This window comes from Segetibacter sp. 3557_3 (assembly GCF_004354985.1).
In the GTDB taxonomy this organism is placed as follows: Bacteria; Bacteroidota; Bacteroidia; order Chitinophagales; family Chitinophagaceae; genus Segetibacter.
Genome location: NZ_SMSK01000012.1, coordinates 11,484 through 33,445, shown reverse-complemented (window position 1 = coordinate 33,445; position 21,962 = coordinate 11,484). Strand labels below are relative to the sequence as shown.

Annotated in this window: 11 protein-coding genes; 6 read left to right on the top strand and 5 right to left on the bottom strand. The window is 44.3% G+C overall.

Annotated elements, in window-relative coordinates; all coding sequences use genetic code 11:
* Positions 1-325: 325 nt before the first annotated feature.
* The 3 genes from EXU57_RS16680 to EXU57_RS16670 all read right to left on the bottom strand — a co-directional run bounded on the left by EXU57_RS16680 (position 326) and on the right by EXU57_RS16670 (position 3,358).
* Positions 326-1,141, bottom strand: a complete 816-nt coding sequence (locus EXU57_RS16680) for an ATP-binding protein (RefSeq protein WP_133269377.1) — start codon at positions 1,139-1,141, stop codon at positions 326-328.
* Positions 1,142-1,400: 259 nt separating this feature from the next.
* Positions 1,401-2,177: an SGNH/GDSL hydrolase family protein gene (locus EXU57_RS16675; protein ID WP_133269376.1), complete on the bottom strand. Its 777-nt coding sequence runs from the start codon at positions 2,175-2,177 to the stop codon at positions 1,401-1,403.
* A gap of 230 nt (positions 2,178-2,407) precedes the next feature.
* The gene (locus EXU57_RS16670) at positions 2,408-3,358 is read right to left on the bottom strand and encodes an alpha/beta hydrolase (RefSeq protein WP_133269375.1); all 951 of its coding nucleotides are present in this window, start codon (positions 3,356-3,358) and stop codon (positions 2,408-2,410) included.
* 1,023 nt (positions 3,359-4,381) lie between these two features.
* Between EXU57_RS16670 and EXU57_RS16665 the strand changes: the two genes are divergently transcribed.
* The 4 genes from EXU57_RS16665 to EXU57_RS16650 all read left to right on the top strand — a co-directional run bounded on the left by EXU57_RS16665 (position 4,382) and on the right by EXU57_RS16650 (position 12,819).
* Positions 4,382-5,581, top strand: coding sequence for an endo-1,4-beta-xylanase (locus EXU57_RS16665; RefSeq protein WP_133269374.1), 1,200 nt, complete (start codon positions 4,382-4,384; stop codon positions 5,579-5,581).
* A gap of 831 nt (positions 5,582-6,412) precedes the next feature.
* Entirely contained in the window at positions 6,413-7,876 is a 1,464-nt protein-coding gene (locus tag EXU57_RS16660) for an SIR2 family protein (RefSeq protein ID WP_133269373.1), read from the top strand.
* A 262-nt stretch (positions 7,877-8,138) separates the two neighbouring features.
* The gene (locus EXU57_RS16655) at positions 8,139-11,912 is read left to right on the top strand and encodes a hypothetical protein (RefSeq protein WP_133269372.1); all 3,774 of its coding nucleotides are present in this window, start codon (positions 8,139-8,141) and stop codon (positions 11,910-11,912) included.
* Between the two features lie 190 nt (positions 11,913-12,102).
* Positions 12,103-12,819: an FRG domain-containing protein gene (locus EXU57_RS16650; protein ID WP_133269371.1), complete on the top strand. Its 717-nt coding sequence runs from the start codon at positions 12,103-12,105 to the stop codon at positions 12,817-12,819.
* Between the two features lie 1,303 nt (positions 12,820-14,122).
* Here EXU57_RS16650 and EXU57_RS16645 read toward each other — a convergent pair.
* The gene (locus tag EXU57_RS16645; protein ID WP_133269370.1) at positions 14,123-14,476 is read right to left on the bottom strand and encodes a YtxH domain-containing protein; all 354 of its coding nucleotides are present in this window, start codon (positions 14,474-14,476) and stop codon (positions 14,123-14,125) included.
* A gap of 1,166 nt (positions 14,477-15,642) precedes the next feature.
* Between EXU57_RS16645 and EXU57_RS16640 the strand changes: the two genes are divergently transcribed.
* Positions 15,643-18,171: a cellulase N-terminal Ig-like domain-containing protein gene (locus EXU57_RS16640; RefSeq protein WP_133269369.1), complete on the top strand. Its 2,529-nt coding sequence runs from the start codon at positions 15,643-15,645 to the stop codon at positions 18,169-18,171.
* Between the two features lie 199 nt (positions 18,172-18,370).
* Here the strand turns inward: EXU57_RS16640 and EXU57_RS16635 are convergent, their stop codons facing one another.
* Positions 18,371-18,994: a DUF664 domain-containing protein gene (locus EXU57_RS16635; RefSeq protein ID WP_133269368.1), complete on the bottom strand. Its 624-nt coding sequence runs from the start codon at positions 18,992-18,994 to the stop codon at positions 18,371-18,373.
* A gap of 477 nt (positions 18,995-19,471) precedes the next feature.
* Here EXU57_RS16635 and EXU57_RS16630 point away from each other — a divergent pair, with 477 nt between their 5' ends.
* On the top strand, positions 19,472-21,907 hold the full coding sequence (locus EXU57_RS16630; protein WP_133269367.1) for an outer membrane beta-barrel protein: 2,436 nt from the start codon (positions 19,472-19,474) through the stop codon (positions 21,905-21,907).
* Positions 21,908-21,962: the final 55 nt, after the last annotated feature.

The window sequence follows — 21,962 nt, the reverse complement described above, 5'->3', positions numbered from 1 at the left end:
TGATCCGGGTTATATTATCGCTGCCAGCAATTGTTCTAAAAACGAATTAATGGCTTAACAACCGGCTGCACTGAAGGGACTTCATCATCCGGCTGGTTACGGCTACCCATAAAAAAGAAAAACCGGACTGGGTCCGGTAATTAAAAAGATTAGGTATGGCCTATGGGTTATATTGTAGTAAGGTCCTCAAACAAAATCCTCCAAACTTTTCTCCAACTACTTTTCAGATAATGGGGGACTCCTGGCCGTCGGTTCACTTCTGGGGCAGGCCTTAAAAACACTAACGATTAAAGCATAGTCTTACGCAGCACCTGTGAGAGGCGGGCTATTTCAGCCTGTATGCAGCAACCGTTTTACCATTAAAAGTCGGAAGATAAACAATGCGTTTTGCGGGATCGTATCCAATATCAGCAGTATTCTTTTTTTCTTTCGTCAGGTCAAGTAATGTTTCAACCTTACCGTCTGCAGTTACATAGTAAACATAACCCATCCATGAGGTGACGATAAAATCTCCATTACCAACAGGTTCAACACCGTCTCCGCCTTCGGGTAGTTCGGCTATGGCAGTTATTTTCTTATTTGAATCTGCTCTTACAAAAGACTTTCCCGAGGCAATGTATAATTCATTTTTAACCCATTTCAATCCGTTTACATTGGTCATGTTTTCCAGAAACAACTGGGGAACATCGTTTTCAAGACGCCAAATTCTTCCGGTTCTGGAGTCGGAAACATAGACTATGCCCCTGTCTGTTACGGTAACGTCGTTTAGTGCAACCGCACTCTCAACCTTAATCCGCTTTTCAATTTTTCCATTCGTAACATTAACCACAACCACTTCGGTAATATCTGCTACATATAAGCTGTTGCCAACCCGTCCCATTCCTTTTGGTGCATGTAAGCCGGTCACCCATGTCGTGTCGATAACCTTTCCTGCTAACGTAAGTTTTGCAACCCCACCTTTGCCATCTGCTCCCCATGGCGCTCCATCAATTAAAGAGGTATAAAGGATATTCCCTTCCGGCAAAACAGATTCCGGTACAGCAATAATGCTATCTGTTTCCCATATCTTTTCCAACGAATGCTTCTGCCCTGTTGCGCCAATTGAAAGTGCAACCAAAATAGTGGAGAGAATGTATTTCATAATAAAGGTTTGTAGTGGTAAAGATAACGGGCTTAACAGTAAATAGAAAAGTCAGCAACCACGAAAACGACCTGGCTGCAACCGATCAGTTTTCGTGGTTTGGTTACGAATTATTATGAATCGAACAGCAGGAATTTTATAGAGCATCGTTGCGCGGTGCTCCCAATTGATGGGTGGGTCGCACTCTTGTACGGCATAGCCTGCCGGAGCAAATCCCTAAACCACTAGCCGAATTAAACAAGAGCGATTATTAGTGAAATTATTTTATAAACCTTATTCTTTTACTTACATGGTGCATCCACTCCCTTGCCATCAGTTCATGACCTGCAGGCATCGGATGAACCCCATCCCAGATCCAGTAGTCGGCGGGTGCCTTTGACAATGCTTTATCAAATGCAGATTGAAACGGAACAAAAACCGCATTGTGTTCTTCACTTAACCGCTGTACTACCGCCTGTCGCTTCTTTACTTCGGTTGAATAGTCTTCCCATTTCGCCTTCAATTTTCCGACCAAAAGAATAAATGGTTCGCACAACACCATTTGTATGTCAGGTAATTGCTGTCTGGTTTGTTGCAGCAATGAACGATAGCCATTTTCATATTGCTCCACCGAAAAATCCTTGTTGCCGGCAACGAAGGCTGCCACGTCGTTAATGCCGATTAATACACTCAAGACATCCGGCTTTAGGTCCAATGTATCTTGCTGCCAGCGTGCAGTTAAGTCAGTTACCTTATTACCACTAATGCCCCGGTTGAAAATTTTGAATCCTTTTTTTGGAAAATCATACCACAACTTGCTTGCAATGATGTATTGATAGCCGTGACCCATCACATGGTTCCAATCGTTGTTGCGGGTACGATTGCCATCGGTAATGGAGTCCCCCTGAAACAAAAAAGTGAATCCATCTCCGATTTTCGTGTACTTCTGTCCGTTGGATGTCGCATTTAAGAGCTGCGGAGTCAAGGCAGCTGCCGCGCTAGCTGCAAGTGCCTTTTTCAAAAATTCTCTTCGCTTGTTGGTTGTTGTTTCTTCCATTGAAAAAATGAGCTAACAAGATATTTTCAAATCGTCATTGTAAACAGTTTTCCTCTTTGTATTACAACCTTGTTACATAATCCATGGAGGGTCGGAGTACGTTCATTCAAGTGTTATGCCTTACTTTTTAGGTTAGCGGTCCATCATCCACTGAAACGGAAAAATAGCGATTGTCATTTTTTGTACAAGTTTCCTGAACTGAAACAGCGCTTACCCAAATGATGGCGTAATTACTTCCCCTGCTTCGCCTTTAGAAACTTATTCACGTCGAGCCAGTGCATAAAGGCATCAAACCACTTATTACTGGTCCGGTCGGGATTACCCAGTCCGAAGCCGTGGCCGCCATTCTGGTAAAGGTGGAACTCAACAGGCCTGCCTGCTTTAAACCAGGAGTCCACCACGCCGAACTGACCCCTGAAAAGACCATCATCGGAGGCGATGACATTGAACATTGGAGGAGCGTCTTTTGGCACTTCCACGGGGCCCATACCGCCGTAGACCGGACCAATAAAGGCAAGCTTCATGGTTTTAGATTGTAGTGTTGCATGCATGGTAAGCATGGCACCTGCCGAAAAGCCGATCATGCCTATCCTATCCGTATCAACACCCCACTCCTGGGCTCGTTTGAGGATTAGTGTGTAGGCGGCTTCCGCGTCCTGCAGCTGGTTAGAAAGGTCCCGCTGCGGCGCTGCGGCCGAGGTTGTAGCAGGCGTGGTGGCCGAAGGCGCAGGTGGTGCAGGCCGTGGTGCATTCATGGATGCCTTAAAGTCTTCCGGCGATTCGGGAGTGGGTTGGAGCCGGTACTTGAGTACAAAGGCGGCTATGCCTTTATCAGCAAGTGCCTTTGCTACTTCCCAACCCTCATTGTCCATTGAGAGCCACCTGAAGCCACCGCCAGGTGCCACGATTACCGCAGCACCGGTTGCCTTGCCTTTTGCGGGCAGGAACGGGGTCAGGGTTGCCGTGGTAACATTTCGGGCCATAGGGTCACCCCATTGGCGGAACCAGGTTTCTTTCGCCTTCTGTCCATTTACCCCACCCGTACCAAGGAGAATAGCATTTGGCTCCGGGGGGGCCTCAAGCGGATAGATGGTACCATCCTGCGCCATGGTAGATACAGCAGAAAATAGTAATATAGAGAATAGGCCGGTTTTAACCCGATTAGATAGATAAGTGGACATATTAAGATGATTTAAGAGCGATTTAAAATATCTATGGAATTGCAACTACCGAGATAATGATAGCTTTTAGTGCCTGGCAGTAGCAGCAATCCAAGCCTTAAAGATAAGCGTTGATCCAAATCGAAATTGAACACGTCGAGGCTTTAGGTGACGGTTCAGTTCCGATAGGTGAAACGGTTGTGACATATGGTTTTTCGCCCGGGCTGGGGGCCTACAGAGACACATGCTTCCAACAACAAAGTTCGGCATACGTGTTAACCTATTTTCCAGTAACACGATTATGTACTTTTGAATTGAACGCCCTTGACCACCAGGTCAATTCGCTTGATACGCTTCGATCTTCGCTGATTTGGCCTTATAGAAAAGGCGTTAAGAACTTTACTTCAAGGATGCGTTAAGCAGCGAAAATGCTAAGCTGTGCACAGTGATATTTCACAAGTCTTACCTGACAGGTGATTCCTGGCCGGGCTTTAGCTTTTCCGCTGTAGCAGCCTGAAGTAAAGATTAGCCTTTTCTATACAGCCCCGTCCGACTGGCGTCAGCCGGGCGGGCTTGATCTTTTTGTTTCTTTTTGTATCAAGACAAAAAGAAAAGCAAAACATAATCCTTCGTGCTGCGGGAGTCGCCTTAGTTTGCTTCAATGAACCCCGACTATGGATATGTCTCCGATCTCGGATATAAATGAAAAGCCGGACCTTTTCAGGATTAAAAAGTCCTGAGATGCAAACAGGACGATAGGCTCCTGCAAAGCATACGAACATTGATTTTTCAAATACTATCCCCGTTCGGCTGAATACTTCTATCGGCAGTTGTGCTTTGATAATCGGCGAGCCCCGGTTTTACCTGCATTTGCAATCGGTTTCATTCTCAATTAGGGCGTAAATTGCGGGTTCGTAGCTATGTTTGGGAAACACTGCAGTCTCAACTTTAAAAAAGAAGGAACAGCAAACCTTTTATCCGGTACGGGGAACAATAAAACACAGCATCGATACCATTAACTTAATACAACCCAACGTAAAAACAATGATTAACAAAAAACTGGTCACAAGCATCATCTTGAGTGCAACGGTGGCTGTCAGTGCAGTCGGACAGGAAAAGATCCCTGTAGCGGCTCAAAAATCATTAAAGCAGGCCTATAAAGGAAAGTTCTGGATAGGGGCTGCCGATGATTTAAGGATGAACTCAGAAACCTACCAGGCAAGTATCAAAAAACATTACGACATCGTTACCCCGGAAAATTGCATGAAACCGGAGCGCACGCATCCTACCGAGGACACCTACACATTTGAAACCGCCGATGCCATGGTGGATTGGTGTATGAAGAACGATGTAAAGGTTTGGGGACATACCTTAGCCTGGCATGGACAAACCCCGCAATGGTTCTTCCAGGAGAAAGGTGCGGCGACCGCCACCCCAACCCCTCCACCCCCTCCGCCAACTCCTCGGCAACCAGGCGACACTAGCAGGCCACGTCGCAACCCGCCGGGCTTTATTCCCGGTCCGCTCGCAAGCAAAGAAGTCGTTTTGGAACGTCTGAAGAAACATATCATGACCGTAGCCGGACGATACAAAGGACGTATTACCGGCTGGGATGTATTTAATGAATCCATTGCCGACGGCGGTGACGGCTCAACAGAAAACCTCAGAACCTGGAGTTGGTATAAGGCCGTTGGACCAGAAGTGATCACCCAGGCTTTCAAGTGGGCACATGAAGCTGATCCTAAGGCGCAGTTGTACTACAACGATTACAACATCGAGCAGGGCGCGGTGGAAAATAAAGGCAAACACGCAAGCTCCCTGTTACTGCTTAAGCGACTCCTTAAAGAAGGTGCTCCAATCACCGGTGTAGGCATCCAGGGACATTGGCACCTGAACACCAACCTCGCCGATGTGGAAAAAGCTATTGAAAACTATGCGGCCCTAGGTCTCAAGGTTTCTATTACCGAACTGGACGTAACAGCAACAGGAAGTAATAGTGGCGCTATGGGTGTAAACCAGGGAGACCGGAAAATTCCGGCAGAGAATTATGAAAAGCAGGCTGAGGTCTATAAAAAGTTGTTCGAAATCTTCATGCGTCACGAAAAAGTTATTGACCGCGTAACCTTCTGGGGCCTAAGCGATACCCGCTCATGGCGCAGGGGGCAGGATGCGCTCCTATTTGATGGAGAGCTAAACGCTAAGCCGGCTTTTACCGCAGTTCTTGAGGCAAGTAAGACGAAATAAATTTTGTCCTGCCGCAAACACCACTTCCACTTCTTCGTCCTGCTTAGGTCTCCTTAGTCAGCCTTCCCCGAGGCAAGGGAACCGTCATTCAGGGTACAAAGGTGAGCATTTATGAAGGTTTACAGGAAGAGCTGGCTGGTACAGCGATAAAATTGTAAGGGAAACCGGTTCTTGTAACCGGTTTTTTGTTATAAAGAAGTTTTTGTCTGGGGCGTGTCCCCAAGCTACGCAAGGGGCCGGGCTATCCCCGTCCGACCTTGTCATCCGGGCGGACGCTCCAAGTCCTCACCCTCCTTCGTCGGGATTGCGGGCTTTCCGCTCCTATCCCTTACGCAGCTTTGGCAACGCAAACCAAACTAGATACTTGCTGTCGAGTTATCCCATGATGAATAAAGGTTCTTGCAGCGATAGCATTAAAGGTATTTCTAGAAAAGTAGCATCTTGATAAGTTGTATTCGTCTTGCCAGCGTTTACTTAGTTAGCTTTTGTACTAAGGCAAGGGACCATGCATTCAAAGTAGAGAGCTGAGAATTAAGTAACGGCTACCAGCAAACTGATGCTGGTGTAGTCATAAACTGGTCAAAAAAACCGGTTCTCATAACCGGTTTTTTTGTTTTATTGAACTTTTTATGGAACCGACGTTGTTCTTTGTTCAGCATCGCGGAGCTGTGGCGCCCTCAAGTGCCATCACTCACTTGTACTTGTCGAGTTTTGTTGGTCTTAACCTGGAAGACATCATACGTTCAGCCCAATTAAATAAGCAAAAGGATGTTATATTGTGTAACCCACTGCTGCTGACATCATTTAACACAAGCTAAATCGAAGCAAACTATGACGATCCAAGAATTTATTAAACAATACAGGAACCACCCTATTCTCTTTGTTGGCACTGGTATTAGTTTACGTTATTTAAAAGGTTCTTATAACTGGAACGATCTATTAAGTAAAATCGCTTTTGATTTGACTGAAAATCTTGAATACTATTTTGATGTGAAGGGAAGGTGTCACGAAAGCGGAAGCTTTAATTATCTAAAAATTGCCACTATTCTTGAGGATAAGTTCAATAATGTGTTGCAGGAAGATAGGAATGGCAAATTCAAAAGAATTAATGATATCTTCTATGAAAGTATGGCAAATGGAGTAAATTTAAGCAGATTTAAAATTTACATAGCCGAAGTATTTTCAAAACTTGAGTTTCGAGAAGACATGGCAGAAGAACTCAAAGACCTCAAAAAAATCAGGAAAAACATTGGTTCAATTATTACAACAAACTACGATGGATTGATTGAAAGTGTATTTGAGTTTACAAAGTTGATTGGAAATAGTATTCTGCTGAGTAATCCCTACGGATCCGTTTATAAAATACATGGTTGTTTTGAAAGTCCGGAAAGGATCATAATTACTGAAAAAGACTATTTTGACTTCGACAGCAAATTTGAACTAATAAGAGCACAACTGCTATCTTTATTTATTCATAAACTGATTATCTTTTTAGGTTACAGTGTGGGAGATGATATTATCAAAAAAATTCTAAAGACAATATTCTCGTATGTTGAACCTAATTCTGAATTAGCTTCTAAAATTAAGAATAACTTTTTACTAGTTGAATACGGAAAAGATTCAAAGAATGAAATGATTAGTGAACATGACATCGTTCTTGACGGTGGTTTAACTATTCGAATTAATAAAATTAAAACAGACAACTTCTCTTCAGTTTACAATGCTATTTCAAACTTGCATTTGCCTGTAACTGCACTTGATGTAAGAAAAGTTCAAAATATCGTGAAGGAAATTTATGCCGGTGGGGATATAAAAGTAAGCATTACAGAAGATTTAGATACATTGAAAAATGGTGACAAGATTTTAGCAATAGGATCATCTAAAACTATAACCTATCACTATGAAACAGCTGCTGAGTTGCTCTCTAATTACTTTAGTATAATAGATGAGTTAAATTCCCAAATTTTAAGTTTGATTGATAAGTATACAATTCAGAGCACGCAATATTTTCCTATATTGGGTTTTCAAAAGATCAATGGTAATTTGGAAAATTCTGAAAAACTGACAAATCAACAAATTAAGAATATTGATTCATGCATGCAACATATGCCGGGACAATGTCAGGTAAGGCATACTTCCATTCAGGAAATCTTTGACGATGAACACATTTCTGCTTCGAATAAGATGAACTGTATTATGTGGAATACTTTTGAAGGCAATATTAGTTTGGACGAAGTTGAGAGCTATTTAAGAGAGCATACTTCAACAACATCAACTGATTATAGAAACTACTAAGTGTTTAAGATTTAAAGAGGTACAGAGTATGATTATACAAAGTCTTTGAGCTTTCGACCTACTCCACCAGACCTAATGGCGGCAGGACAATAGGCAATTAAAAATAGCGGCTTTGGTTGGCATTTTCACCGTTATTGGGGTTCTTCACCACTAGTTTTCATTCGGCTATGTTTGCACGTAAAGATCGATCACAAAGTCTTTTTCGTCACCAGAATAATATAACTTATATTAATAGAAAAGAGTGGTTCTTGTTTAGACAATTATGAAATGGATTGATACTACAGATATACGGCACTGGGCTAGCAGACGAAATTGCCAAGACACACTACCGGAACTTATTAGAAAGCTGATTCGTGCAACATCTGACTCCATTGAAAGTGTACATTTTCCATCTGGTGAAAACGTTTTAATTGGAGGCTGGGACGGAGTTGCAATTCTTACCAGTGGAATTGAATATGTACCGGACGGTATATCGGTCTGGGAGTTCGGAGCAAACTCCGGCGTAAAAGCTAAAGCGGATGAGGATTACGAAAAGCGTACTAAAAACCCTTTGGGATACAATCCTGCAGAATGTACTTATGTTTTTGTAACCCCACGTTTATGGACAAAGAGGGAGGAATGGATAGAAGAAAAGCAAAAGGGCGGTGTTTGGAAAGACATCAAAGTGATTGATGCAGCAATACTGGAAGAATGGTTAGAAATCGCTCCAACAGTTGCAGCTTGGCTGGCCACCAAACATTTAGGAAAATTTCGAGATGGAGGAATACAATCTACAGAAGATTTCTGGGAGGAATGGTCAAGCGGGCCGAAACTCAAGTTGAGTCCAGACCTACTTCTTGGAGGCAGAGAGTCACAAAGGAAATCACTGCTTGAATCAGTCAAAGAGCCTTCCATCGTTTCGGTACAAGCGACCTCAAGAGAAGAAGCTTTGGCATTCATTGTCGCCTGTCATAAACATGAGACGACTTTGTCTGAAGGCTTTTTTGCAAGAAGCATTATAGTAGACAATGAAGAAACATTCCGGAAGCTTTCCGTAATAACTAGCCCACTGATTCTCATTAGTAGGTTTGAGGACTCTGGGGTAATAAACCGCGCTGTTTTAAATGGCCATTCTGTCATAGTGCCTTTGGGAGCTGATGCTTCCGATAACTGGAAAAATAAGATCGTGCTTACACAACTGGAAAGAAAAGCCTTTGTAAATGCACTAGTTAATATTGGTATACCCGAGGAGATAGCGGAAAGGTATTCAAAAGAGTCAGTGAGGAACTTAACGATACTTAGGCGACAACTGGAGTTCAATAGAAATATTCCAGAATGGGCAAAACCTGAAATTGTGCGAGAAATCCTGCCGGCTCTCATTGTAGGAAGGTGGGATGATCGTTACCATAATGATAAGAATATATTAGCAAAGCTTGCAGGCGAAGATTACGAAGAACATGCAAAAAAGCTTAGCCGGTGGCTAAATAGCGCTGACTCTCCACTTCTCAAAATCGGAGACACGTGGCGCGTAGCTTCACCTTTGGACGCTTGGGCCAACGTGTCAAAATATCTGACCAAAAATGATTTCGAAATATTACGGAGTTCATTTCTTGAAATATTAGGTGAAATCAATCCTGCCTTTGAAATAACGCCAGAACAAAGACACATGTCTTCTTTTTATGGTAAAGAGAGAACTTTTTCTGGGTCAATACGTGAGGGTATTACACAATCACTGACTTTAGTATCAATATTTGGTAATGATCTAAGGTTTGATTTACCTGTTAGCGGTCCTTTATGGGTGGATGGTATTATTGCTGAACTTCTAAGCTCTGATGATCCACTTTTATGGAAATCTATCGAAAGTAAATTCCCATTGCTGGCCGAAGCATCACCAAGGGCATTTTTAGAAGCCATAGAAAAAAATATGCCAACTGTAAATTCACCTGTAAAAAGTCTTTTCGATGAAGAAACGGGTTTTTTGCATTCACAAAGCTATCATACCGGGTTGCTTTGGGCATTGGAAAATCTTGCTTGGTTGCCAGATTATTTTTCTAGGTCTGTTCTTTTACTTGCGAGGATTGCCGCTATTGATCCCGGTGGTAGTCTATCTAATAGACCCATAAACAGTTTAGCCGAAATTTTCAAGCCGTGGCACTATCAGACAAATGCAACATCTGAGGCAAGATTCGCGGCTCTCAATTTAATTTGCGAAAGGGAAAAGGAAGTTGGTTGGACACTTCTAATTCGGATGCTACCTGAACCTCATGGCGTAGGGCAATTTACACATAGGATGAGGTGGAGATTGTTTGACCAAATTACGGAAAAGGCGTACACGTACAACGAGATATGGGAAACATATTCTAGTGCGGTTGATCTTCTTATTTCAATATGTAATAAATCCGAAGATCAAATTGCTACCCTAATTCAAAAGTCTGTAGAACTTCGTCCCGGAGATAGAAACAAAATCCTTGAGTATGTGGGAGCTGCCATAGAAGAAATACATCAAGTGCACTATACCACATGGCATGCCTTACGGGGCATTTTGGCGCGCCACCGTTCCTACCCTGAAAGTCCTTGGGCGTTACCTGAAGAAATCTTGGCGCTATATGAGAACGTTTATAATGCCCTAGCCCCAAATGATAACATTTTAAAAGTTCTCTGGCTGTTTGACGAGCATTGGCCAAGTTTTCCTGAGGGATTTCAACGAAAGGCGGTATCTACAGATGAACATCAAATACTCATTACTAATAGGCGAGTAGAAGCCTTAACAAATATTCATAAGGAGTACGGATTGCACCAAATAGAAGAAATAGCTGCCGCTTTACAGGATCCTTGGATCCTCGGCGATACACTTGCTTATATTATTCAAGATAAAAAAGACATTGTATTGTTATGCTTGCACCTTGAGAATGAGGGAATTGATCTTAGGTTTATTCAGGCGTTTGTGTCACGAAAACAGTTTCTTCACCACTTTGATTGGGTAAGGGACACATATAGTCTTTTGAAAGAAGCAGCACTTTCAAATCATGCGTTGGCAATGTTTTTTGTGCCAGTTAGGCAAACATTAGATCTATGGAGGTTTATAGATGAAATAAACGGAGAAGTGAGGAAAGAGTATTGGCTTAAAATTATTCCGTCATTTTGGGAATTGCCCATAGAGGGAAAAATTTTAGGGCTTAATACTCTCATTGAGCACAAAAGGTACTTCAGTGCGATCAATGTATGCTACCATTATGCTGAAGAACTTCCAAGTGTCATTGTTGTCGAAGTTTTGACGAAAGCTGCCATCGATCAGGCGAGCGAGGATTATCGGGTACGATCCAACGAAATTCAGATGTTGTTTGAGTTGTTTGACCGGCGGCAAGACGTAGAGCCTCAATTGCTGTTGCAGCTAGAATGGTTTTATTTGCCGACTTTGGCATCATACGGGTATGCAAGGAGCCCAAAGCATTTGCACAAAGAGTTGGCAAAGAACCCTAATTTTTTTATTGAAGTATTCAAATGGGTTTATAAGTCTGAGAATGACGAGACAAATAAAGAACAAGTTAATATGGTTGATGAACAAACCCACGCGAGAGGTATGCAAGCTTATGATCTCCTTCGAACCTGGCGTCAAATACCCGGTTTAGAAGATAATCTGATGATAAATGAAGCTTTCTTGTGGGCTTGGATAGAGCAGGTCAGGAACTTTGCCGAAAGCTACGGCCGATTAAATACTGCTGACGCATACATTGGCGAGGTTTTAACAGGCTTTCCTAGGAATGACGCTGTTTGGCCACCAGATGCAATCTGTAAGGTTATCGAAACTATCAACACGGATAGCTTAAAGAACAACTTTTACACTGCGATAATAAATAGCAGAGGTGTTACAACGAGAGGCGCTTTCGAGGGTGGTAATCAAGAGAGAGTTTTGGCTAACTACTACAGAAACTTATCCCAATTACACCAAAATCGATTTCCAGCGGTTGCCTCAATTTTTGAGCATTTGACCGTGCGCTATGAAGAGGATGCAAAAAAGGAAGATGAAAGCGCTGAGCGGGATAAACTTGATTACTAAGCACGCAAACGAGATTTACCGTTTAGAGTAGTTTTCTTCGTTATTGGTGTTGTTAACCAACAACTCTTCTTTCGGCTATGGTTGCAGGTCAAGAACACCTACAAAGGGGAAAAGAAATTCATTGATTGACATAAAAGGATATTTCTCAAAGTATCAATTTAATAATTAGAACAGTTCAGAAATCATCTAGATGAAAAGTAAAATAAAAATCTCCTCATTTTCTGAATATCTGGAAGTGATAGAAAGGCTGGATACCGTGGGAAAAGGAATCACTTTATATAGAGGACAATCAGATAGCAAACCGTTAATCCCCACAGTGGCACGAGAAAGCCGCCAAAAGGATACTACAGCAGTTGAAATAGACATGTTGGATGAACTTAAAAGGCGTTCACCACTTTTAATTACTCCTAACTTTAAAAACGATTGGGACTGGTTGGTTTTTGCGCAGCATTTTGGCCTGAAAACAAGATTATTAGATTGGAGCAGCAATCCTCTAGTTGCCCTATGGTTTGCTTGTTCTAATGAATATAAAATATCAAACGACTCATTTGTTTATATTTTTGAAGCAAGTGACGACTTTATCGTAGATATAAACAAGAACGAATCTCCTTTTACAAATGAGCGAACGAAGGTTTTAAGACCATCACTTAATAATGTTCGAATAGTTGCTCAATCCGGTTGGTTTACTGCTCATAAATATTCTACTTCTGACAAGAAGTTTGTAGAGCTAGAAAGCAATGGCGGCATAAAAAATCTCTTAACTCTAATCGTGATTCCCGCCATCATTAAAGAAGAAATTATAAAAAAACTTTCTGTATTTGGAATTAATAACAGAACGTTGTTTCCCGACGTCATGGGTCTTTGCAGTCATTTGAATTGGAAGTTTCGATACTTATTAAAAGCTTAACACGGCAAAGAACGCAACAATGATAAATAACATTGCTCTTTACAAAACTTCTTAAAGGTTACAGATATTGTATGTTTTGATGTTCTTCTTGGGGGTTACACCTGGGTTCGGCATTCCTACACGTTATTCGCTGAACGATGGCTTACTTGCAAACGATGCCGCTCTACCTACCTACTTCTATTAGGCGCCTTTACTAGCTAAACAAAAATGATACTAGTAGCTAACCCACGCTTCTATGCTGCTTACCACTTTTGTAGTCACTTACAACATTCACAAGCAAAAATCCCACCTTTGGCTGGCCATACAGTGTTGCACACCCGTGAAGGGTAATTAGTCTTTAGGAACTGGGGATGATTTTTGATCCTGTCCATTTCCTATATGCCGGTAAACATGGGCTATTTCAACAAGTAGCACCTTGTGCGGATGTCTCCAGTGGCACTCAAAAACGCCTTTGCCCTGCCTCACCGAAAAATATTCTCTGAAGTTCCGTTGGTTATCCCTTACGAACTTTCATGAGTCGGCGTATAAATGAGGCCCGCACGGATGACTAGTCGGACCGGGATTGCAGCAGCCGACGTAGGAGGCGAGGAGTAGCAGCGAATTGCAAAGCACTCATTGAGAACATTGAAAAAACATCATAACCGAAATAAAAGCCCGCCCAAATAAACAAATATCAGATTAGGACCACGTGTATTTAACCTTGTCCATTTCCACCTGGCGATATGTAATACCCCTCTTCTGTTCCCCCTAAGTGTTCCGTCGTACGCTCGGTTGTTCAAAGTCTTAGCGAAGCGAGACAAATAGGACAAATTGCTGGCGAAGAAAACCTGGTGCTGGAAGTCTTTAACCAAAATACCAACTCTGGCGTAAAAAAAAGCCCGGCTCTGTGAACCGGGCGCGCTGCGTTTTGACCTTACCGTACTTATTTCTTTCTGCTCGGTTTCCGCTGGGCTGAGCTTTTCTTTTTGGTAGGCTTATTCTTTTTGGGATGCGCTGTCTTCTTAGACATACAATTCATTTTAAGGTGATAAAAAATTACCTATGGCTGTGAAGTATTTTTTCCCGTTCCTCCATGTTGTCCTTTGAGAAGCGGCACCTATACAGCCAAACCATAAGTGGTCAAAGATATGCCTATAAGGGTAAATACAATTTTTGAGTCTGCTGCCCGGCATAATACACATGGCGCATGTGTGCGTATGAAGAACAACGCTAAGGGCGGGAATGCCTAGGCCTTGAACTACTCTTAATAAAAAAGAAAGGCTAAAGGAATACCCCTTAGCCTTTCTTGCGTCCCCTTATCGGCTTATACGTTGCCAGTTGACCCGCTATTGGTTTTACCTCCCGAGGTAAAGTTTTGTGCCTCTTTTCCGATAGCGTCAACAACACTGTCTTTTGCTGCTTCGTAAGTACGTGCAAGGCTATCCGCAACACCACTGGATACAGCCTTCTCTTTGATGTTCTCAGCAAGTTGCTTTGTACTTCTTGTAAGACGGCTGGTTGTTTTCTTACCCTTTTCGGTGAATGCTGCACCGACCAATCCACCCAGCGCAGCGCCTGCTAGAACGCCAATCAAAACTTTCTTTAGCTCGCGTTTGGAGTCCTGGCTGTCGCTGTCAAGGTAGTTGTAATCCGAGTATTCTGTTAAGTCTGAATTCATGATATAGGTTTTGAGTAATGAATGTATAAGTGATTAAAAACATATAAAAACGATGCCAAACAGTAGAATAGATGTACATATCCGCGACTGCTTGACGATGAGATGGATCTGCTGCTTATCTACCCTACAGTTGTATTTTACGAGGCAACTTAGCGTCAATTTATAGTCGAAAAGATCAGCCCGTCCACTGACGCCAGTCGGCGTGGCTGTATTGAAACGGCTGAAATTTACTATGCTGCTACAGTGAAAAAGCTAAACCGCGCTGTGGATATTCGGTAATAGAGGACAGCTCTTGATCGAGGACACCCGTTGTTCGAGGTATTCCGCAGGGCACCTCTAAGTTGGGAACAATTGTTGTTTTTTAAAACGCTCTATTTGCTCGAGGCCTAAGACCTCTTGCTATCCTGGTTACAGGTTATTCTGCAGAGACAGTGGAATAAACTGGTTAATCGTTTGGAGGCAAATGCTTGTGTTATGCTCTTCTTTTTGCTCCCGACTTTGTCGGGACAGGCTTTGATGCCCGCCCGGCTGAAGCCATTCGGACGGGCAAAAAGAAGCAAAAAGATCAAGCCCGCCCGGCTGACGCCAGTCGGACGGGGCTGTATACAAAAGGCTAAACTTTACTTCACGATGCTACAGCGAAAAAGCTAAAGCCGGGCTGTGGATCTTTGCTTAGCGAGGACTCATAAATCCCAGTTGTACAAAGTTCTCCATTTTCGCTGCTTAACGCATCTTTGAAGTAAAGTTCTTAACGCCTTTTGTATAAGGCCGTCCACAGGGGAGATCGAAGCGGAGAAAGCGAGTATACATAACGTGGAACATATCTCCCTCTCAAGGATGCCTTAAGCAGGCCAGGTTTGCTGATTATCGAGGTGTTCCGAAGGGCACCTCGAATTGGGGATAATTGTTGTTCTTAGAACAACTGTTTTTGCGGAAGGTCCAGGACCTCCCTCTATCCCGGTTCCGGGTCATCGTAAGATAGGGGAACAACCTGGTGAATAGCATTACAAAAAGCACAAGAGTGCGACGCAACGGCTGCCTCCCTGATGTTCCCGGAGCCGGGTCCATAAAGATGTTTAGTGCAACCGATTTCCCCCGGTATTTAGGAGGGTTTACTTTACCTTTATTCGCGTGTAATCGGTTACATTAACGATTGTAAAACTGACATGAACAAACAGAAACTTCTATCACTTGGAATACTGCTACTTGCGGCAGTCCATTATGCTTCAGGGCAGGATTTAAAACTTAACGACCTGGAGTATTTTGAAAGGCAAGGGGTGAATGTGCTGGTGTACAATAACCTTTTTACCGGCGGTTTTAACGATGAAAAAAACGCCGGGATAGAGCTGATCCACCACGGTGTTCGTACAGGGCAAGGTGGCGCAGTACGGCTTTCTAATACCCCGGAGCAGTGGGATCTTGTTCCCGATATATCCAACCGGAAGATAGACCGTGCGGCGAAAACCATCGAGGCTACCTTAAGTTATAAAGATTACGAGTTTAACTCACGGGTGGTCGTCACCGCCAAGGGCAAAGGGGTTGAAATATCCGTTTACCTGGATAAAGCCCTCCCTAAGGCACTTGAAGGTAGTGCCGGTTTTAACCTCGAGTTTCTGCCATCGCAGTATTGGCAAAAAACCTATTTGATGGATGGGCGCTATAACCGGTTCCCCCGTTATGTGGTAGGTAATACCACTACCCGACCAAACAGCGAAAAACCAAAGCAGTACAAAGGGTATAAAACCGCAGACGACAGGGGCACGGGAAAATACATCGATCCGCTTCCGCTTGAAAAGGGGCGTACTTTTCTGCTGGCACCTGATGAGCCCTCACGGCTGGTAAAAATTACCTCGCAGGATGCTGACCTTATGCTCTTTGACGGTCGTATGATTGCCCAAAACGGCTGGTTTGTAGTGCGCAGTATGCTGCCTGCAGGAAAAACTGGCAAGGTGCTAACCTGGACGGTTGAACCAAATGCTATTCCTAACTGGATACGGGAGCCGAACATCGGTTTTTCCCAGGTAGGCTACCTGCCTGCGCAACCAAAAGTTGCCGTTATCGAACTCGACAAGAAAGACAAACCGCTCTCCACTTCGGCTTTATACAAAATCGGGGCTGATGGCGCCGCTACCAAAGTATTCAGCGGCAACATTACACCATGGGGTAATTACTTCAAATACAACTACGTTAAGTTTGATTTCTCTTCGGTAAAAACTCCGGGCATCTATTATATCCAATATGGAGCACTTAAGACCAACAACTTCTTAATCGACAGTACTGTTTACAACAAGATCACTGATGCCACCAGCGACATATGGATCCCGATACATATGGATCATATGTTTGTAAACGAGGCTTACCGGGTATGGCATGGCGAGCCTTTTAAAGAAGGTTATCGCCAGGCGCCACCAAACACCGATCACTTCGATCTTCATGCCCAGGGACCAACAACCGATACGAAGTATAAAGCACTTGACTTAATCCCGGGATTGAACGTGGGTGGTTATTTCGACGCCGGTGATTTTGATATCGAGACCGGATCAAATATCAGCGTGGTGCAAAACTTTGTGAGAACATGGGAATATTTTCAACCAAAGCGCGATCAAACTTTTATTGACCAGAAGCAACGCTATGTGGATCTCCATCGCCCCGATGGAACCCCCGATGTATTGCAGTTTATTGAGCATGGGGTACTAAACCTGGTAGCCCAGGCAGAGATTGTGGGCCATATGACCCAAACACTTTCCAACGCTGTTCTCGATAACTATCATCACCTTGGCGACGCAGCCTCACTAACAGACGGTCTTCCTTACAATCCCAACCTTGGTCCTTACGAGGTAGCCGCTGATGGCAGGTCGAGCGGGGTTAAGGATGATTTGTGGGCGTTCACCAGCCGTAATCCCGGCCTCGATCTTAGTGCCGCAACGATGCTGGCTGCAGCAAGCCGGGCACTAAAGGGTTATAACGATGATCTATCGGCGAGAGCGTTGCAGCAGTCGAAAAGACTGCTAAAGGAAGCAACCGAATTACTGGCCAACCGGCCGCAGGATAGTTTAGGCAGAAGGGGCGGTTCGAATATTTCAACCAATCTTCAATTGTACATCTCCACCAGGGAGCAACAATACTTAAATAAATTCCAGGAACTCTTATGGCCCGCACTTGACCGCAACGTTAATATGAACCTGCTGACTGCATTAGACGCGATACCGCACATGGACGCGGCATATAAAGAAAAGCTTCGGCCGTACATGGTGAAATACAAAGAGTATATCACCGGCCTGGAAAAGAATAATCCATACGGGGTACCTATTGGTCTGGGCAACTGGGCAGGCAGCGGCGACGTGACGAACTTTGGTACAACGGTCAGCTTTGCCAGCAAATACTTTCCTGAAATCATCGACAAGAGGCATGCTTTTAAGGCCGCTGATTATCTATATGGTTGTCATCCCTATCACAACTATTCCCTGGTTGCAACCGTTGGTGCTACACGTCCGAAGTCAGTGTTTTATGGCAACAACAGGGCTGATTTCTCCTTTATTCCCGGCAATGTTGCGCCTGGCTTACTGTTCAGGAAACCCGACCACTTTGAAAACTACGACGACTGGCCTTTCTTTTGGGGACAAAACGAGGGTACTATTGGTGGAAATACCCAGTATTTGATTTTTGGATCGGCTTTTAAGAATTTAGTGAAATAGGTTGCTATACCCTTTAGATCATCACTGACCTAAACCGTACTTTATAGCGCAGGTGATAAGTCCATCGATTTAAGACTTATTACCTGCGCTATTTCTTGCGCTGAACCTGCATCCCTGATGCTTACAGCCGTTGTGGGTCACGTTGCTACATTCGCAAAAATCAGCTTCCGCGGCTGATCATCCCTTGTCTGGCAAGTAGCTAGTTTTTCGGAAATTGCGGATGGTTTTTGATCCGGTCGATTTGCTTCAGATGCCGGAGAACATGCGCGATTTCAACAAGCACCACCTGGTGCGCGTCTCTCCACCGGCAATCAAATACTCCCCTGGCCGGCCGCACCGAAAAGTATTCCCGGAAGTTCCGTTGGTTTTCCTTTACGAATATTAGGAACGCGTCTTTAAACAGGTTGTACTGCTTCAGCGTATTGGCGAAGTCACCGTACTTGTCCCTGGGTAAAAATAAGCCGGTTGCTACGTGTTTCTCTGTAGTGTCGGCGAGGGTCATAAAATGTTGATCTGCGCACCGGGTCGAGTCGAGGTATTGCGGAAGTGCCGACCGGGTTGTGGTGACGAGTTCCCAGTAGTAATATTCTGCGTAGCTGGCCAGGTGTTCGGTTACCCCCTTGATTGACCAGCTGGTATCGGTGGGTTTAAAGGCCAGTTGCCGTTCTGATAATCCCTTAGTGGCTTCAGCGAGTTTAACCTTGGTGTCCGACAATAGCCTGGTCAACGTGTTGCGATCCTCGTCTGTCCACTTTTTTGCAGGTTGTGCCCACGTTAATTGTGTTATGGTAACTGCAAGCAAAAATTGCAATAAGATTTTCATGGTAGATGTTTGAGCACCAAAAATGCGTTGCAAATCGTCTGCAAACAATTTGCGTAAGCGAACGGCGCCCCTGGGTTTGCCAGCGGTGGGCGGGTCTTTTGCGAACGGGTTGGGAGAAATACCAGCGAAGCAATCGACCTGCTAAATGCCGTTGCTATCGACAAAAATTTCTTCTTGGGGCATTCAACAGGGGGTTCTCCATCATCAGTGGTTCCGGCTGTTCATTCCAAATCCGCCACAAAGCCTGGCACAGGGCCTTCAGCGTGTTTTCCATTTCCATCCGGCAGCCCTTCGACCATATAACTACAATGGACTCAGGTTCGAGCTGCCCTGCGGAACACCTGGAACAACTGAAGCTAAGCGATTGATTCTGGGTATTAACAAAAGCGGGAACTCGTATTAGATTATTGCCGCTGAAGGAAATAGCCGGCTTAATTTACCCGCCTTCTATACTTTCGTTTAAAGCTGTATCTCTTTATGCTTAAAGCACTCGTCGCTTTTCTTTTGATCTGTTTTTATACCCATGTGTACGCGCAGGTAAAACCGCTTGTCCGCATTACTGTGCTGAACGACCGGAAAGCAACACTTCCGGGTGCTACGGTAAACTTACTAACAGGGGATTCAGTAACCATCCGTACCGCCGCGGCTGACTCCACGGGCAGCATTGAGTTTGGTGAAATGAACCCCGGAACATACCTCGTAAAGGCCAGCGCATCGGGCCATGAAGACCAGTTTGGCAAACCGATCCATCTAAACTTAGATACTGTTGTGACCGATACGATTGTGCTGCAATTGAAAGCCCGGTTACTGAACAATGTAACGGTACTTTCTAAAAAAGCTTTCGTTCAATTTCTGCCCGACAAAACGGTGATCAACCCCGAAGCCAACATTACCAACGCAGGTGCAACGGTTATGGAAGTACTCGAAAAATCGCCCGGCTTAACCGTTGGAAAAGATGGCTCCATTATCATGAAAGGCAAACCCGCGGTTTCGGTGTTTATCGATGGCAAACCTACACAACTCAGTGGCGCCGAGCTGCAGTCGTACCTGTCGGGCATGAGTGCATCGCTGGTAGAAGTCATTGAGCTCATTGAAAACCCGGGTGCCAAATATGATGCTGCTGGCAACGCTGGTATCATAAACATAAAAACGAGGGCCAACAAACAAAGGGGATTCAATGGCTCGTTAAGTGTAAGCATCGGGCAGGGGGTTTATTCGAAAACAGGTAATACAATCAACCTGAATTACCGCGAAGGAAAAATGAACCTGTTTATGAACTATGGGTTCCGTGCTAACACCGAGTTCCAGGACATCTGGAGTCTTCGCACCTACTTCAGCCGCCGCGGGGCAGACTCTGCCCTGCTTGAGCAACCGAACTTTGGCAAGAACACAGTTTCGGGCCAGAATGTAAAAACTGGCGTAGACTTCTTTGTAAGCAGCCGCACGACGTTGAGTTTGGTATTTACCGGCAGCACCTTAAACCGGGTGAATAACTTTACCAGCGCAATCAAATGGATGGACCCTAAGTTTCAAACAGACTCAACTATTAATACCCTGGGCGAAAACAATATGGGGTTCAGAAGGGGCGGCATAAATCTGAACGCCAGGCATACCATCGATGCAAGCAGCGAATGGAGTTTCGACGTAGACTATGTGAAGTTCAACATTGCAAACGATCAAAATTATCAAACCCAGTTGCTGGCACCGGGCAGCCCGATATTGGCCACAAAAGGGAACACCCCGTCGAAGCTCGATATTGTAACGTTCAAGGTTGATTACGCAAAGCGATTTAAAGGTTTTCAGCTCGAAACCGGAGTCAAAACCGCGATCAACAAAACCGACAACCTTGCCGAATATTTCCAGTACTATTCCGCCAACTGGGTTCCGGACCTCAGCCGGAGTAACCATTTTTTGTATAAAGAAAAGATCAGCGCCGCCTATGGGAGTATAGACGCAAAACAAGGCAAATGGCACTGGCAGGCCGGGTTAAGATACGAGATCACTTCATACAAAGCCTACCAACTTGGGAATGCCGAAATCAAGGATTCTGCATTCAACAGGAACTATGGCAGCCTCTTTCCTACCGCCTTTGTTTCTTACAAGACCGATAGCAATAACATGTTCACCCTTCGGACAGGAAGAAGGATAGACAGGCCGCCGTTTCAAAACCTGAATCCTTTTTTGAGAACACTAAACAAATACACCTATGAAGGCGGCAATCCATTTATAAAACCACAGTACACCTGGAACTTTGCATTGGCACACACCTACAAGCAACGGCTTACCACGGAATTGTCGTACGGCTACCTGCGCGATTACTTTTCACAGATATTCGTTATCGACTCCAGCAGCAGTAACATCAACAGAAATATTATCATCTACACACGTGGAAACGTGGGTTCTTTCCAGAATTTCGGCCTAAGCGAAACCTACCAGGTCCCGGTAACAAGGTGGTGGAACCTTACTGCAGTTGCCCAGTTCAATCACAAGATCATAAAGGGGGTTGTATGGGCTCCCCTTAAAGTAAACATCAGCCAGCTTAACATCAGCCTCAACAACCAGTTCCAATTCAATAAAGGATGGGGCGCCGAAATCAGCGGCTATTACCAAACGCGGAGCCAGATCGACTTACAGGAATGGCTGGAGCCCCAGGGCGAACTGAACCTTGGTGTTTCCAAGCAAATCTTAAAGGGTGCAGGATCCCTCAAACTGGGCATCCGCGATATCACTTATTTCCAGAATTATTCAGGCTATTCAACGTTCGAGAATTCGCATGAACCGTTTAGGATACAATGGGATTCGAGAGTGGCGCGACTGACTTTCAGCTGGCGGTTTGGGCAGACGCTGAAAGCCCTGAAACGATCTGAGGGTGGAGCAACAGAGGAGATCAACCGGGTGGGTAGTGGGAATTGATTTTTGTTCCTCACTGTTCCAAACAACTTCTTCTATCGTGGGTTCTGACCTGGAT